Source organism: Roseomonas sp. AR75, assembly GCF_005222815.1.
Classification (GTDB): Bacteria; Pseudomonadota; Alphaproteobacteria; order Acetobacterales; family Acetobacteraceae; genus Falsiroseomonas.
Genome location: NZ_STGB01000006.1, coordinates 885,882 through 900,855 on the forward strand (window position 1 = coordinate 885,882; position 14,974 = coordinate 900,855).

Annotated in this window: 17 protein-coding genes; 7 read left to right on the forward strand and 10 right to left on the reverse strand. The window is 71.4% G+C overall.

Annotated features, from left to right (window positions below; translation table 11 throughout):
* Positions 1–55: 55 nt before the first annotated feature.
* From E4T13_RS28660 to mnhG, 6 genes are read left to right on the forward strand one after another with little or no spacing between them, the layout of a single operon-like run.
* Complete coding sequence (locus E4T13_RS28660; protein WP_137181748.1) at positions 56–3,010, forward strand: monovalent cation/H+ antiporter subunit A; 2,955 nt, start codon at positions 56–58, stop codon at positions 3,008–3,010.
* On the forward strand, positions 3,010–3,354 hold the full coding sequence (locus E4T13_RS28665) for a Na+/H+ antiporter subunit C (RefSeq protein ID WP_137181749.1): 345 nt from the start codon (positions 3,010–3,012) through the stop codon (positions 3,352–3,354). Before E4T13_RS28660 ends, E4T13_RS28665 begins: the two co-directional genes overlap by 1 nt.
* Entirely contained in the window at positions 3,351–4,961 is a 1,611-nt protein-coding gene (locus E4T13_RS28670; RefSeq protein WP_137181750.1) for a monovalent cation/H+ antiporter subunit D, read from the forward strand. Before E4T13_RS28665 ends, E4T13_RS28670 begins: the two co-directional genes overlap by 4 nt.
* Positions 4,958–5,449, forward strand: a complete 492-nt coding sequence (locus tag E4T13_RS28675; RefSeq protein ID WP_137181751.1) for a Na+/H+ antiporter subunit E — start codon at positions 4,958–4,960, stop codon at positions 5,447–5,449. Before E4T13_RS28670 ends, E4T13_RS28675 begins: the two co-directional genes overlap by 4 nt.
* A complete protein-coding gene (locus E4T13_RS28680; protein WP_137181752.1) occupies positions 5,446–5,727 on the forward strand; it encodes a K+/H+ antiporter subunit F in 282 nt (93 codons plus the stop codon). The genes E4T13_RS28675 and E4T13_RS28680 overlap by 4 nt, the downstream gene beginning before the upstream one ends.
* Entirely contained in the window at positions 5,724–6,098 is a 375-nt protein-coding gene (mnhG, locus tag E4T13_RS28685) for a monovalent cation/H(+) antiporter subunit G (RefSeq protein WP_137181753.1), read from the forward strand. The genes E4T13_RS28680 and mnhG overlap by 4 nt, the downstream gene beginning before the upstream one ends.
* A 55-nt stretch (positions 6,099–6,153) precedes the next feature.
* On the opposite strand, the gene E4T13_RS28690 is transcribed toward mnhG, so the two are convergent.
* A complete protein-coding gene (locus E4T13_RS28690) occupies positions 6,154–6,312 on the reverse strand; it encodes a hypothetical protein (RefSeq protein WP_170985227.1) in 159 nt (52 codons plus the stop codon).
* A gap of 247 nt (positions 6,313–6,559) precedes the next feature.
* On the opposite strand from E4T13_RS28690, the gene E4T13_RS28695 reads away from it, so the two are divergent.
* Positions 6,560–6,844 carry a hypothetical protein gene (locus tag E4T13_RS28695; RefSeq protein ID WP_137181755.1) on the forward strand — a complete coding sequence of 95 codons (285 nt, stop codon included), beginning with the start codon at positions 6,560–6,562 and terminating at the stop codon, positions 6,842–6,844.
* A gap of 1 nt (position 6,845) precedes the next feature.
* Here the strand turns inward: E4T13_RS28695 and E4T13_RS28700 are convergent, their stop codons facing one another.
* The 9 genes from E4T13_RS28700 to hisD all read right to left on the reverse strand — a co-directional run bounded on the left by E4T13_RS28700 (position 6,846) and on the right by hisD (position 14,974).
* On the reverse strand, positions 6,846–7,058 hold the full coding sequence (locus tag E4T13_RS28700) for a hypothetical protein (RefSeq protein WP_137181756.1): 213 nt from the start codon (positions 7,056–7,058) through the stop codon (positions 6,846–6,848).
* Positions 7,059–7,182: 124 nt separating this feature from the next.
* Positions 7,183–7,389 (reverse strand): cold-shock protein, encoded by a 207-nt coding sequence (locus tag E4T13_RS28705; RefSeq protein ID WP_137181757.1) that lies wholly within the window; start codon positions 7,387–7,389, stop codon positions 7,183–7,185.
* 250 nt (positions 7,390–7,639) lie between these two features.
* Positions 7,640–8,008 carry a hypothetical protein gene (locus E4T13_RS28710; protein WP_137181758.1) on the reverse strand — a complete coding sequence of 123 codons (369 nt, stop codon included), beginning with the start codon at positions 8,006–8,008 and terminating at the stop codon, positions 7,640–7,642.
* A gap of 142 nt (positions 8,009–8,150) precedes the next feature.
* Positions 8,151–9,662 carry a hypothetical protein gene (locus E4T13_RS28715; RefSeq protein WP_137181759.1) on the reverse strand — a complete coding sequence of 504 codons (1,512 nt, stop codon included), beginning with the start codon at positions 9,660–9,662 and terminating at the stop codon, positions 8,151–8,153.
* A 128-nt stretch (positions 9,663–9,790) separates the two neighbouring features.
* Positions 9,791–10,630: a sterol desaturase family protein gene (locus tag E4T13_RS28720; protein WP_170985311.1), complete on the reverse strand. Its 840-nt coding sequence runs from the start codon at positions 10,628–10,630 to the stop codon at positions 9,791–9,793.
* A 90-nt stretch (positions 10,631–10,720) separates the two neighbouring features.
* Positions 10,721–11,701 (reverse strand): alcohol dehydrogenase catalytic domain-containing protein, encoded by a 981-nt coding sequence (locus E4T13_RS28725; protein WP_137181761.1) that lies wholly within the window; start codon positions 11,699–11,701, stop codon positions 10,721–10,723.
* Positions 11,698–12,459 carry an SDR family NAD(P)-dependent oxidoreductase gene (locus E4T13_RS28730; protein WP_137181762.1) on the reverse strand — a complete coding sequence of 254 codons (762 nt, stop codon included), beginning with the start codon at positions 12,457–12,459 and terminating at the stop codon, positions 11,698–11,700. The genes E4T13_RS28725 and E4T13_RS28730 overlap by 4 nt, the downstream gene beginning before the upstream one ends.
* The gene (locus E4T13_RS28735; RefSeq protein WP_137181763.1) at positions 12,456–13,661 is read right to left on the reverse strand and encodes a DegT/DnrJ/EryC1/StrS aminotransferase family protein; all 1,206 of its coding nucleotides are present in this window, start codon (positions 13,659–13,661) and stop codon (positions 12,456–12,458) included. The genes E4T13_RS28730 and E4T13_RS28735 overlap by 4 nt, the downstream gene beginning before the upstream one ends.
* Positions 13,661–14,974, reverse strand: a complete 1,314-nt coding sequence (gene hisD / locus E4T13_RS28740) for a histidinol dehydrogenase (protein WP_137181764.1) — start codon at positions 14,972–14,974, stop codon at positions 13,661–13,663. The genes E4T13_RS28735 and hisD overlap by 1 nt, the downstream gene beginning before the upstream one ends.

Sequence of the window (14,974 nt, forward strand, 5' to 3'; positions counted from 1 at the left end):
GTCCTGCGGCGCCGCGACGGCGCTTGCTGCAGGAATTGGGGGCTGACCCGCGCCGATGCCGGACGCGCTTCCTCTCCTTGCCATCCTGGTCCTGCCCTTCATCGGCGCGGTCGTCGCCGGCCTGCTGCCGACGCACGCGCGCAACGCGGCCGCGGCCCTGGCCGGCGGGATCGCACTCCTCGGCATGTCGCTGGTCTGGGCGGCCTATCCGACCGTTGCCGCGGGCGGCGTGCTGCGCGCGGAGTTCGCGTGGATGCCGGCGCTCGGCCTGAACGTCTCGCTGCGCATGGACGGCTTCGCCTGGCTGTTCGCCGGGCTGGTCACGGGCATCGGTGCGCTCGTCGTGCTCTATGCCCGCTACTACATGTCCGAGAACGACCCGGTGCCGCGCTTCTTCGCCTTCCTGCTCGCCTTCATGGGGGCGATGACGGGGGTGGTGATCTCGGGCAACCTGATTCAGCTCGTTTTCTTCTGGGAGCTGACGAGCCTCTTCTCCTTCCTGCTCATCGGCTATTGGCACCACACGGCCGCCGCGCGCGACGGCGCGCGCATGGCGCTGACCATTACCGCGACCGGCGGGCTGGCGCTGTTCGCGGGCGTGCTGGTGCTCGGTCATATCGTCGGCAGCTACGAGCTGGATGCGGTGCTGGGTGCCGGGGATCGCATCCGCGAGCATGCGCTCTATCTGCCCGCGCTGCTCCTCATTCTGCTGGGCGCCCTGACCAAGAGCGCGCAGTTCCCCTTTCACTTCTGGCTGCCGCATGCGATGGCGGCGCCGACGCCGGTCTCCGCCTATCTCCACTCTGCCACGCTGGTGAAGGCGGGCGTGTTCCTCATGGCGCGGCTATGGCCGGTCCTGTCCGGGACGGATGCCTGGTTCTTCATCGTCGGCACGGCCGGGCTGATCACGATGCTGGTCGGCGCCTATATCGCGATCTTCCAGAACGACCTGAAAGGGCTGCTGGCCTATTCGACGATCAGCCATCTGGGGCTGATCACGCTGCTGCTCGGCCTGAACAGCGCCCTCGCGCTGGTGGCGGCGGTGTTCCACATCCTGAACCACGCCGCCTTCAAGTGCTCGCTGTTCATGGCCGCCGGCATCATCGACCATGAGACGGGCACCCGCGACATCAGGCGCCTTTCCGGCCTCAATCGCTCGATGCCGTTCACGGCGCGGCTTGCCCTTGTGGCGGCGGCGGCGATGGCGGGCGTGCCGCTGCTGAACGGCTTCCTCTCCAAGGAGATGTTCTTCGCGGAGGCGCTGACGGCCGAAACGCCGCTCGGCCTGCTGAACCTGCTGCCCTTCGCCGCGATGCTCGCCAGCGCGTTCAGCGTCGCCTACTCGCTGCGTTTCATTCACGGCGCCTTCTTCGGGCCGGAGCCCACGGACCTGCCGCGCAAGCCGCATGAGCCGGCGAACTGGATGCGCCTGCCCGTCGAGTTCCTGGTGCTGATCTGCATCATGGTCGGCGTGCTGCCGGCGGCGACGGTGGGACCCTTCCTGGCCCTCGCCGTGCGGTCGCTGCTCGGCGATGCCGTGCCCTACTACAGCCTGGCGGTCTGGCACGGCGTGAACCTGCCCCTGCTGATGAGCATGGCCGCCACCGCCGGCGGCATCCTGCTCTACCTGCTGCTGCACCGCCTGCTGCGCGGCGGCATCGAGAGGCCGCCGCTCCTCGGGCGCCTGGAAGGCCAGCGAATCTTCGAGCGGACGATGGTGTTCCTGTCCTGGCGGATGGCACGGCGGGCCGAGGCGCTGGCGGGCACGCGGCGCCTGCAGCCGCAGCTTCGCCTGATCGTCGGCGTCGCGTTCCTGGCCGGCGGCGCGGCGGTGTGGCTGCGGGGCCTTGGGCCCGGCAACCTGCCGCTCACCGCGCTCGATCCGGTGATCGCGCTGGTCTGGCTGACGGGCGGCGCCTGCGCGATCGGTGCGGCCTGGATGGCCAAGTTCCATCGCCTGGCGGCACTGATCCTGCTGGGCGGAGCGGGCCTTGCCGTGGTCGTCACCTTCATCTGGTTCTCCGCCCCCGACCTGGCGCTGACGCAGTTGACGGTGGAGGTCGTCACCACCGTGCTGCTGCTGCTCGGCCTGCGGTGGCTGCCCAAGCGGGTGGAGGTCGCGGGCGATCGCGGTCCGGAGGTGCTGAACCGCACGCGCCGGCTGCGCGATCTCAGCCTGGCCGTCGCGGCGGGCGGTGGTCTCGCGGCGCTGTCCTATGCGGTGATGACGCGCGTGCCGCCCGAGATCCTGGCGCAGCATTTCCTGCAGCGCGCCTACACCGAAGGCGGCGGCACCAATGTGGTGAACGTCATCCTGGTGGATTTCCGCGGCTTCGACACGCTCGGCGAGATCTTCGTCGTCGCCGCGGTCGCGCTGACCGCCTATGCGCTGCTGCGGCGATTCCGACCTGCGCCGGACAGCGTCGCCCTGCCGGAGCAGCAGGTGCTGGCAGGGGGGAGAGTGGCCGGGACGGCGGTGACGGGGCGCGGCGAGCCGCGCGACGGCGCGGACTGGCTGCTGGTGCCCTTCACCCTCACGCGGCTCGTCTTCCCCGCCATGCTGATCGTCGCGGTCTTCCTGCTGCTGCGCGGCCACGACCTGCCCGGTGGCGGCTTCTCGGCCGGCATGGTGGTCGCGATCGCGATCATCCTGCAGTACATGATCGGCGGCACCGACTGGACCGAGGACCGCCTGCGGCTGCTGCGCCCGCGGCTGTGGATGGGTTCCGGCCTGCTGATCGCCGCCGGCACGGCGCTCGCCGCGCTCGCCTTCGGCCGGCCGTTCCTGACGACCTACTTCGCCTATGCGGACCTGCCGCTGATCGGCGAAGTGCCCACAGCCAGCGCGCTGGTCTTCGACATCGGGATCTTCGCCCTGGTGGTCGGCTCCACGCTGCTGATGCTGGTGGCGCTGGCGCACCAATCCGTGCGCGGACGCCGCGCCACGCCGCGCGTGCCCGCCAGGCCCGCCGCCGCTCCAACGCCGCTTGCCGTGGCGGGGGAGGGCTGATGGAACTCGTCGTCTCCCTCGCCATCGGGGTGCTGGCCGGCTCGGGCGTGTGGCTGCTGCTGCGGCCCCGCACCTTCCAGGTGATCATCGGCCTGTCCCTGCTGTCCTATGCGGTGAACCTCTTCATCTTCTCGACGGGCGGGCTGCGCACCGGCGCCGCCGCGATCCTGGAGAAGGGGCAGGAGGGCAGCCTCGGCCAGTTCGCCGACCCGCTGCCCCAGGCGCTGGTGCTGACCGCCATCGTGATCGGCTTCGCCACCACGGCGCTGCTGCTCGTGGTGCTGCTTGCCGCGCGCGGCCTCACCGGCACGGATCATGTCGACGGGCGGGATCGCGGGCGGTGAGCGGCTGGACCGACCACCTGGTGGCCGCGCCGATCATCGTGCCGATGCTGGCCGGGGCGGCGATGGTGCTGGCCGGGGATCGCTGGCGCTGGCTCGTGGTGACGCTCGGCCTGATCTCGACGGTGACACTGGTCGGGCTCGCCATCGCGCTGCTCGGGATGGCGGACGTCGCGCAGCTGCGCATCTACCGCCTGGGCGACTGGCCGGCGCTGTTCGGCATCGTGTTGGTGCACGACCGACTTTCGGCGCTGATGCTGGCCCTGGTCGCCGTGCTCGGTCTGGCGGCCTTCGTCGCCTCGCTCGCGCGGTGGGACCGCGCGGGCGCGCATTTCCATCCGCTGTTCCAGTTCCAGCTCATGGGGCTGAACGGCGCCTTCCTCACCGGCGACCTGTTCAACCTGTTCGTCTTCTTCGAGGTGATGCTCGCGGCCTCCTATGGGCTCGCGCTGCACGGGTCGGGTACGGCGCGGGTGCGGGCGGGGCTGCACTACATCGTCATCAACCTGGTCGCGTCGCTGCTGTTCCTGATCGGGGTGAGCGTCGTCTACGGCATCTCCGGGACGCTGAGCATGGCCGAGCTCGCCGCGCGCATGCGGGATGTTGCGACGGAGGACCGCGCCCTGCTGGAGGCGGGGCTCGCGGTGATGGGCATTGCCTTCCTGATCAAGGCCGCGGTCTGGCCGCTCGGCTTCTGGCTTCCCGGGACCTATGCGGCGGCAAGCGCGCCGGCTGCGGCGATCCTCTCGATCCTGAGCAAGGTCGGCGTCTATGCGGTGCTGCGCGTCTGGCTGCTGCTGTTCGGCGCCGAGGGCGGGGCGTCGGCGGGCTTCGGGGCCGCGATCCTGCTGACCGGGGGGCTGCTGACGATCGCCTTCGGCTCGACTGCCGTACTCGCCGCGCAGAGCCTGCCGCGGCTGGCAGGGTCGAGCGTGCTGGTGTCGTCCGGGACGCTGCTGGCCGCCGTGGGCCTGGGGCAGGCGGCGGTGACCGGCGGCGCGCTGCTGTACCTCGCCAGTTCCGTCCTGGCCCTGGGCGCCCTGTTCCTGCTGATCGAGTTGTTGGAGCGCGGACGCGAGGTCGGCGCCGACGTGCTGGCGGTGACGCGGGAGGCCTTCGGCACCGGCGAGGAGGAGGACGACCTGGAAGACCCCGAGGCGGTCGGCGTCGCCTTCCCGGCCATGGTCGCGATCCTCGGGCTCGGCTTCGCCGCCTGCGCGCTGCTGCTGGCGGGGCTGCCGCCGCTCTCGGGCTTCCTGGCCAAGTTCGCAATGATGGCGCCGCTGCTCGGACCCGCAGGCGCGCCCATCCCCGCCTCCAGCTGGGTCGTCGTCGCGGCGCTGCTGCTGTCGGGGCTCGCGACGCTGGTGGCGATGCTGCGCACGGGCATCGACGTGTTCTGGACCTCCCCGCCCTCGGCCGTGCCGCGGGTGAGCTTGCTCGAGATCGCGCCGATCGGCCTGCTGCTTGCGCTCTGCGTCGCGCTCACCGTCGCGGCCGGGCCGGCGCTGGACTACATGCTCGCCGCCGCCGAGGCGCTGCATGCGCCCGGCGCCTATCTCGACGGCGTGATGGGCGCGGCCGCTTCCCTGCGCGAGACGAAGCCATGAGGCGGCTGCTGTCCTATCCGCTCCTCGCGCTCTGCTTCCTGTTGCTCTGGCTGCTGTTGCAGCAGAGCGTCTCGCCCGGCGCCATCCTGCTCGGGGCCGTGCTGGCGGCGGCGGGGTCCGGCATGCTGGCCGTGCTGATGCTGCCGAAGGGAAGGCTGGGCCGGCTTCGCCTCGTGCCCGGCCTGCTGCGCGACGTGCTGGTGGAGATCGTGCGGTCGAACAACGCCGTCGCCCGCATCATCCTGCAGCCGCGCGAACCGGGCGCGCGCCGCTCCGGCTTCGTCCACATCCCCCTCGACATGCGCAATCCCTACGGCCTGTCCGCGCTCGCCTGCATCCTCACCGCAACGCCCGGTACGGTCTGGGTGGATTACGACGCGCGTGGCGGAACGATGCTGATGCACGTGCTCGACATGGTGGACGAGGAGACCTGGGTGCGCACCATCAAGCAGAAGTGGGAGCGACCGCTGATGGAGATCTTCGAATGAGCGCCGTGGTGCTCGGCTGGTCCCTGCTTGCGGCGCAGTTGATGCTGGCGTTGGCGATGGGCTGCGCGACGCTGCGCGTGCTGCTCGGGCCACGCGCGCAGGATCGCGTTCTCGCCCTCGACACACTCTATGTGAACGCCGCGATGCTGCTGCTGGTGTTCGGCATCCGGACCGGGACCACGCACTACTTCGAGGCGGCGCTGCTGATCACGCTGCTCGGCTTCGTCGCGACCGCGGCGCTGTCGAAGTTCCTGATGCGCGGCGAGGTCATCGAATGACCGGCGGGGCGTCGGTTCCCCTCTGGGCGGCGCTGCCGGTGGCGCTTCTGGTGCTGCTGGGCGCCGCGCTCGGCCTGACGGGCTCGATCGGACTGCTGCGGCTGCGCGGCTTCTACGAGCGCCTGCACGCCCCCACCCTGGCCACAACCCTCGGGATCGGGAGCATCCTGCTGGCTTCGATGCTGTTCTTCTCGGTGGCGCAGACCCGGCCGGTGGTGCACGAGGTGCTGATCACCGTATTCGTGGTGATCACCACGCCCGTCACGCTGATGCTGCTCGCACGCGCCGCGCTGCATCGCGACCGGACCGAAGGCAGCCCCGGCGTCCCACCGCCGCTTGCGCCGGCGCCGGACGGCGACGCAGGCATCTGATGCGCGCCGCCGCGGTGTCGCCCGGAGCCTGCCCCGGAGCCTGCCGCTGCAAGCCTCAGCCCTTGGGCTTCGCGCCCTCGGCTTCGGCCGGATGGGTCTCGGCGCCCGCCGCGGGCGCGGAAGTCTCCTGGTCATCCGCACCCTTCGCGGTGCGCTTTTCCAGCTTTGCCGCTGCCTTGGCCTGCTTGGCGCGCTCGCGGTCCTTGCGTTCCATGCTGTAGTTCGGCTTTCGCATCCTTGATCCTTGTCGAGGAGTTGTGCGCCCCGGCGCGGGCCGCGCCGGAGCATACACATGCCCGCGCAGCCGCACTGCACGATCCGCTACCCGGTGCGGATCGTCGAGTCCCCGGCCAGGTCCGCGCCTGCACGCCGCGCAGCCGCGGATCGGCCTCGCCCCTGCTGACGGTCAGGTGACGAGGTGACGGGTGGCCATGGCGGGCGGTGGCTGGTAGTGCCCGTCGATGAACGCCAACAGCGAGAAGTCGGCAGAACCGGGAAAGCCGGACGACGCCGTGCCGGCCACCCCGTCGCGGGCCGAAGCCTATCGGGAGCGATTCCGCCAGTCGCAAGCCATCGCGGCACAGGTCGCCCGGGCGCGCGCCGCCGGAGGGCAGCCCAGCGAGAGCGAAGCGGCGCGGCTTGTGGCTGAATTCCATGCGCGGGGCGGAAAGGTGACGGTATGTCCGCAGCCCGAGGAGACGCCGCCAACGGACAGCGGCCGCGGCGGGCGGAACGGTCGCGGGTAGTTCAGCCGAACAGCGTCTTGGGGCCGGATCGAAGCTGGCTCTCGCGCACCACGCGCTCATGCCCATCGCGCTGGCTCCGGACGCGGTATTCGCGGTCGGCTCCGTCATTCGGAAGCAGCCGCTGGACCGTGTAGGTCCCGCGCGGCATGTTGCCGTCGAGGCGGCCGGGGACGAGTTCGACGCTCTGTCCGATCGAAAAGCTGTGCTGCGCCATCGTGGCTCCTTCTCGGGAAGGGTGTGGGCCGAACGATGACCCGCATCGCGACGCGGCCGATCGGGATGCCGAGGGCCGCGCGCGTGTCGGCGGGACTGCCGAAGCCGCCCCGCCTCAGTCTGGCTCAGGCCATCCTGAGATTGCAGGCGGACGTCTTGCCCTGCTGGCCCTGCTGGACCTCGAACTCGAGCTTGTCGCCCTCGCGGATATCCTGCAGGCCGGAGCGCTGCACATCCGAGATGTGGAGGAAGACATCCTTCGAGCCGTCATCCGGCTGGATGAAGCCATAGCCCTTGGTCGCGTTGAACCACTTGACGGTGCCGGTGGACATGTGGGGTGTTCCGTTCATGTAGAAGAGCCGCCGCGCGAACGCCGCGCGTCGGATCAAGCGTCGAGGGGAAACGGACACCAGGCTCGGCGCTCGCTGAGGAGCAGGGGACCAGGCCGAACCAGCACGAGGTTGACACTCCCAACTTGGATCACCGGCGGCGCCGATGCAACCTTTATCTCAGCACTTTCGCGTGGCCGCCGGGGAGGCGCCTGCCTGCGAACCGCCAGTGGGGCGCACAAGGAGGCGGGACTCAGAGGGCCAGCACGTCCTGTTCCCATCGCCCGCGCGAGAAGACGGCGACCTGGAAGCTTCCGTCATCCGACCATAACACGCTCATCACCCGCGCGCCGGAAAGCCGGATGTCGAGGCCGTATGGCAGGTCCGGCTCGCTGTGCTGCCGCTTGAGCGCCTGGCGGTAGCCGGGCGAGGAGGCCTCACCCGGTTGCAGGTCGTTGAAGGGTGTCCAGTGCTCGAACTCCCAGGCGTCGTGGCGCCAGGAGACGACGCGGACCGTGTCGCGCTGGACCTCGATCGCGCCATGGGAGCGGATAAGCGGCAGCAGGTGATCGCGTATGGCGAGCGCGTCGCGGTCGCCCGAAGCCACGAGCCGCAGCGTCATGTTCCCTCCGCTTCGCGCGGCGCCGATGCCGCGGGACGGCAGCGGGCATCGCGGCCCTGGCACGCCGCAGGATACGGAAGGCGCGGGCTCCGGGCGAGCGCGGATCGGGCTGCCGGCCAGCGCAGGCGCCGACCGCCCGGGATCATCGGACGCCCGGATCGTAGTCGAGGGGAGGCGCGTCCCGCCAGCCACCGGGCGAAGCCGCCCAGTCCGCAGGCGCTTCCTCCTGGAACGCCACCGCGGCATCGGCTGCCGACAGACCTTCCGCCGCGTTGTCCTCGAGCAGGAAGGCATGGCCGCGCGTAGCACCGCCGCCTTCCGTCGCCGGCACCACGAAGAGCATCCCGCCGTCGAGCAGCGCGTCGGCGAACAGCGCACGCAGCGTCTCCGGCGCGATGTCCGGCGCGCCATCCGCGACCCGGATCGCCGCGACGCCGTCGGTGCCGCCCGTCAGCAGGGCGCTGCCATTCCGTACGGAGAGGAGATGCGCCTGCAGGGCATCGACCAGCGCCCCGTCCGCCTCCATCTCGTCATCCCGCTCGTCGTCGTCCTCCTCCTCCTCCTCGATCTCGGGGTCGTCCGGAACGGCGAGCTTGACGCGGCGGAGGAGATCGAGGGCGCGCGCGAGCGAGAGCGGCGGCTCGGCCAGGCCGCCGCCCGCGGCATCCGCGAGGACGGCGAGCCAGGCATCCAGGCGATCGCCCGCCGCTTCCTCGTCCTGGTCGTCCTCGGCGGCGCGGATGTCCATCGGCAAGGTGAGGCCGAGCAGGCAAACGTCCCGTTCCGTCGGCGCGGCCCGCGCGATCGGCGGCTCGATGCCATTGGCCAGTGCCTCGGCCGTGTCGCGCAGTTCGGAAGGCTTCAGACGCGGGAGTGCCGCCGTCGGGATCCAGTAGGGGGCAAGGATCAGTTCCACGAAGGATGGGTCGAGCGCGATGCCGGCCAGCCGGCCCTGCAGGGTGCCGGGGATCTCGGCGCTGCGCGGATCGTCGCCGTCGCGCAGCACGGGGCTGACGAAGAGCATCGCCTCCCGCTGCCGGCCCTTGTCGCCCAGGACGCAGCCCGCGGCCACGAGATCGATCTCGTGTCGCGCATAGGCGTAGTCTTCCGGCTCCAGCATCCGCTCGACGATGCCGAGCGCGCCATCCAGGCGCTGCGACAGCAGCTCCTCGGCCAACTCGCCGATAAGGCTCTCATCGGCGTCGGGGTCCGTTGCCCAGCGCGCTATGCGCGCCGCGAGCGTCCGGCCCTGCGCAGGCTTGCGCGGCGCTTCCTTCAGGTCCGCGGCATTGAGCCCGAGCGCCTTCAGTGCGGCTTCGCCGGACAGCGCATCTTCAGGCTCTCCGGGGTAGTCGGCCGGATCGGCCTCCGACGGCGCCTGGCGGTCGAGCCATGCGCGCATCGGGCCGGCGCGGAGGCGCAGGACGGTGATGTCATGCCCGATCCGGTAGGCCGCGCGTGCGGCGGTGCGCACGATGCGGGCGTGCAGGGCGTTGTCGATGTGCTCCGCGTCCCTGTGCGCCAGCCGGAAGGTCTCCTCGTCGGCATAGATCCGCATCAGGACCTCGTCCTCGTCCTGCTCGTGGACGAGATCGAGCAGGTGGGTGACCGACGCGACGATGGCGTTCGCTTCCGCGATCTCGGACCTGGACATGCTGTGCTCCTCGGCTGGCCGGCGCCCGGCGTGGCCGGCCCTTGCGCCCAAGGTCGAGGATGGGGGGCGGGAGAGCAAGCGGTGCGGCCCGGGCGCTGCGCACGGCAGGTCCCGGAGCCGCGCAGGGCTCACGGGGCCGGCTCGCGCCTGCCCAGCGGATAGGCGCTGATGTCGTCGCGCAGCGGCTGGGTGAGCATGCGGTCCAGCCGCAATTCGCTGGCGTCACGGAACTGTTCGATGCCGATGGTCATCGCCGCGTGCCCCGCCGCGGGCTGCGCGCGATAGGTGCCGAAGAGCCGGTCCCACAGGGCCAGATTGAAGCCGAAATTGCTGTTGGTCTCCTGCGGCCCGACCGAGTGATGGACGCGGTGCATGTCGGGCGTGACGAGTATCGGCCGCAGCGCGCGATCCAAAGCTTGCGGCAGCCGCAGATTGGCGTGGTTGAACATCGAGGTCGCATTGAGCAGCACCTCGAAGATCAGCACGGCGACGGCGGGAGCGCCGAGCGCCACGACCACCGCGAACTTGATGACCATGGAGAGGATGATCTCGGCGGGATGGAAGCGCAGCCCGGTGGTGACGTCGAAGTCGAGATCGGCGTGATGCATGCGGTGCAGCCGCCACAGCGCCGGCACGGCATGGAAAAGCACATGCTGGAGGTAGATGGCGAGGTCGAGCAGCAGGATCGCCAGCAGCAACGCCAAAGGTGCCGGCAGCCCCAACCAGGGGAGCAGCCCGACGCCATGTCCTTCGGCGGCGAGCGCGACGCCCACCGCGGCGGTCGGAAAGACCAGCCGCAGGACAAGCGTATCCACGAAGACGATGCCCAGGTTGCCTGGCCATCGCCGCAGCCGGCCGAAGGACCGGGCCCGGCGCGGCAGCATCGCCTCCAGCCCGGCCATCAGCGCCAGCACGCCGGCGAAGGCGGCCAGGCGGATCACGGGCTCGTTCGCGAGGAGGGCGTCCATGATGCGCGTCCAGGTCGAGGGACCCCGAGCGGCCCGGCATCATTCAACCACATGGGCGCAACGCCGCCGAGACGCTGCGCCGCGGGTCCCTCAGGGCCGCAGGATGATCTTCGGCGCGGCCGAGCGGCCGGAGCCGAGCTCGGCGAAGGCGGCAGCACCTTCGGCCAGCGGCCGTTCCTCCACCCAGGCGAGATCGCCCAGCACGCCGTCGGCGAGCGCGGCAAGCGCCTGCTCCATGTCGGCGCGCGTGTAGCAATAGGTGCCGAGCACCGCGACCTCCTGCAGGGTCATGCGGCGCGTGTCGAGGCCCGGCTCGCTGTCCTGCAGCCCGATATGCAGGATCACGCCGCCGGCGGCGACCGCGGCGCTCGCCATACGGCGCGTGATGCCGCTGCCGACGGCATCGAAGACAAGATCGAAGGCACCGGCTTCGGGCGGCGTCGCGCGCGGGTCGAAGGGCTCGGCCGCGCCGGCCTGCGCCACGGTGCGGCGGCGGCCCTCGCCGGTCTCGGCGAGCATCGTGTTGCGCGCGCCCCAGGCGCGCAGATAGAGCGCCGCAAGCAGCCCGATAGCGCCGCCGCCGATCACCAGGCAGCGCGCCTCCGCCACCGGCCGCGCCAAGGCGCGCTGCGAGAGATGCAGCGCGTGCAGCACGCAGGCGGTGGGCTCGGTCAGCGCGGCGGCGATGTCGCTGGCGTGGTCGGGCACGGCGATGAGGTTGGCCTCCGGCGCGGCCACGGCTTCCGCGAAGCAGCCGGCGTATTGCATGCCCAGCATCGTGCGGTTCGGGCAGAGATGCGTGCGGCCTTCCGCGCAGCGCGCGCAGCGGCCGCAGGGGATCAGCGGGTTCGGCACGAAGCGCCTGCCGTCCGGCGCGCGGCCAACCGCCTCATGCCCCAGGATCATCGGCGGCACGCGGCGCGGGTCGTGGCCGTGATAGGCATGCAGGTCGCTGCCGCAGATGCCGGCGGCATCCACGCGCAGCAGCACCTGCTCCGCGCCGCGCGGCGCCGCATCGGGTTCGTCGCGCAGCGCCATGCTGTCGGCGCCGAGGAAGACGAGGGCCTTCATCGCGCGGTGAATCCTCCATCCACGAAAAGCGTCTGGCCCGTGACGTAGTCCGCCGCAGGCGAGCACAGGAACACCGCCGCGCCCTGAAGGTCCTCGAGCCGCCCGTTGCGGCCGAGGCAGGTCTGCGCCGCGAGGCGTTCCGAGCGCGCGGCATCGGCGAAGACCGGCGCGGTCAGCGCGGTGGGGAAGAAGCCCGGCGCGATGGCGTTGCAGGTCACGCCGAAGCGGCCCCAGGCCTCGGCCATGGCGCGCGTCGCCTGCATCACGCCGCCCTTGGCCGCGCCATAGGGAATGCTGTCGGGCATCGCGCGCACGGATTGCAGCGAGGCGATGTTCAGCACGCGTCCCCAGCCCTTCGCGCGCATCCCCGGCAGCAGCGCGCGGGAGAGGAAGAAGGGCGCGGCAAGCATGCTCTCGATCTGCGCGTCCCAGGCAGTGTCCTCCACCGCGTCCCAGGGCTGGCGTGCGTTGAGACCGGCGGCGTGCACCACGATATCCGGCGCGCCGAACGTTTCCGAGCTGCGCGCCGCGAGATCGGCAAGGGCGGCGCGATGCGTCACGTCGCCCGCGCAGGCCGCGGCGCGCGCCCCGAGCCGCGCGACCGCGTCATGCAGCCCCTCTGCACGGCGCGCACAGAGCACCACGGAGGCGCCGGCACCATGCAGCGCCTCGGCAATGGCGAGGCCGATGCCGGACGATCCTCCGGTGACAAGCGCGACCCGGCCCTCCAGCGAAAAGCGGGCGAGGATGGGTGTCATGGCCGCCTCGCCGCCTCCAGCTCCTCCGCGACGATGTGCGCGATGGCCTCGCACGCCTCGGCGGGCAGCGAGAGCGGGATGCGCATGTCGCAGAGCTGCGCCAGCACCGAAGCGGTGCGCGGCGGCGTCCGCGCATCGGGCAAATAGTGCCAGTGGCGCGGCGTGCTGGTGTAGCCCTCCGCCGCCGCGCCGCCGAACCACTTCAGGAACACGCCACGCGCGCGGCAACCGCCGAGGAAGCGGTGGAAGGCCTCCTCCCCGAGGTCCGGCACGGCGAACTGGATGGAGCTCTGCACATGCTCCTCCTGCTGGGGGCGGTGCGGCAGGCGGATGCCGGGAATGGCGCCGAGCAGCGCCGCGAGGCGCGCATGCCGGTCGCTCCAGACCCGCGCGCGCTCCGCCAGCAGCCGAAGCTGCGGCCGCGCCAGCGCCGCGGCGAGGTTCGACAGGCGCAGCGAGAAGTTGGGCGTCAGGTCCTTCCACCGGGCGAAGGCTTCTTCCGAGGGCCGGGCGCGATGCTGGCCGTAGAGCATGTAGCTGCCGGAGGCGAGGATGGCGCGTGCCGCGAGGTCCTCGTCGTCGGTGACGATCAAGCCGCCCTCGCCGGCATTCACGTGCTTGTAGGATTGCAGGCTGAAGCAGCCGGCGCGGCCGAAGCGCCCGGTCGGGCGGCCCGCCCATCGCGCGCCCATGGTGTGGGCGCAATCCTCGATGACGGCGAGGCCGAGGCCGTCGCACAGCGCCATCAGCCGGTCCATATCGGCGATGTGGCCGCGCATGTGCGACAGCAGCAGGTGCCGCGCGCCCGTCGCCGCCGCCTTCCGCGCCAGGTCATCGAGGTCGATGACGAGATCAGGCGTCACCTCCACGATCACGGGCTCGGCGCCGGCATGCACGATGGCGCCGGGCACCGGGGAGAGGGTGAAGCCGTTCATCAGCACGCGGTCGCCCGGCCGCACGCCGCTGCCGAGCAGCGCGAGGAACATCGCACTGCCGCAGGAATTCACGCCGACGCAGTAGCGCGCGCCGACCAGCGCGGCGAACTCCGCCTCGAGCAGCGACGCGTCCGACGCATCGCCGAGCGTCTCGCCGTAGCGGTGCAGCCAGCCGCCCCGCAGCAGCGCCGTTGCGGCGGCGACCGCATCCTCCGGCACCTCCGGCGGCGCGCCGAGATCGAGCGCCAGTCGCTCCGGCGCGGCCATCACGCCTCGACCGGCTCGCCGAGCGGGAGGTTGTGGCCCGGGAACCAGCGCGCCAGGCGCAGGTCCGCGGTGCGCGCATGCGCCTCCATGCCTTCCAGCCGGGAGATCCGCGCGGTGACTTCGGAAAGACGCTTCGCGCCGTCCCGCGTCGCGCTCTGCCAGGTCAGCGGCTTGAGGAACTTGTGGACGGACAGGCCCGCGGAATAGCGCGCGGCGGCCTTGGTCGGCAGCACATGGTTCGGGCCGCTGCACTTGTCGCCGAAGGCGACGGTGCTTTCCTCGCCGAGGAACAGGCTGCCGTAGTTGGTCAGTCGCTCGCGCCACCAGGGCAGGTCGGCGCATTGCACCTCCAGGTGCTCGCAGGCGTAGCGGTCCGACAGCGCCGCGGCTTCCTCCCGGCTGTCGCAGAGCGCGACTTCGCCATAGTCGCGCCAGGCGGCCTCGGCTGCGTCGCGCGCGGTGGGCGGCAGCGCCGCGATCAGTTCCGGCACGCGCGCCATCACGCGCTCGGCCAGCGCGCGGTCCAGCGAAACGAGCCAGGCCGGCGATTCATGGCCGTGCTCCGCCTGACCGACCAGGTCGGCGGCGACGATCTCGGCATCGGCGGTTGCATCGGCGATCACCTGCACCTCGGACGGGCCGGCGAAGACGTCGATGCCGACGCGGCCGAACAGCATCCGCTTGGCTTCCGCGACATACTTGTTGCCGGGACCGACGATGACGTCCGCCGGCCTGCCGCCGAACAGCCCGAGCGCGAGCGCGGCGATCGCCTGCACGCCGCCGATCGTCAGGATGGTGTCGGCACCCGCGGCGTGCATGGCGTAGAGCACCAGCGGATGGATCGGACCGCCGCGATAGGGCGCGCTGCACGCCACCACATGCTGCACGCCCGCCGCCTTCGCGGTCGCGATGCCCATATAGGCGCTGGCGATATGCGCGTAGCGGCCGGTCGGCACATAGGCGCCGACGCAGTTCACCGGCACGATGCGCTGCCCGGCCATGACGCCGGGGGAGACCTCGATCTCGAAGTCGGTCACGCTGGCGCGCTGCGCTTCCGCGAAGCGGCGCACATTGGCGATGGCGGCGTCGATGTCCTCCTTCGCCTGGGCCGGGATGGCCGCGACCGTGCGGGCGATCTCCTCCGGCGTGACGAGGATCTCGCCTTCCCACTTGTCGAGCTCGCGGGCGAAGCGGCGCGCGGCCGCCTCGCCCTCGGCCTCGATGGCGGCGAGCATGCGGCCCGCCACCTCGCGCGCCGCATCCTCGTTGCTGGCGGGCGTCCGGGCGGCGCGCTTCAGCCAGGTGACCGCCAT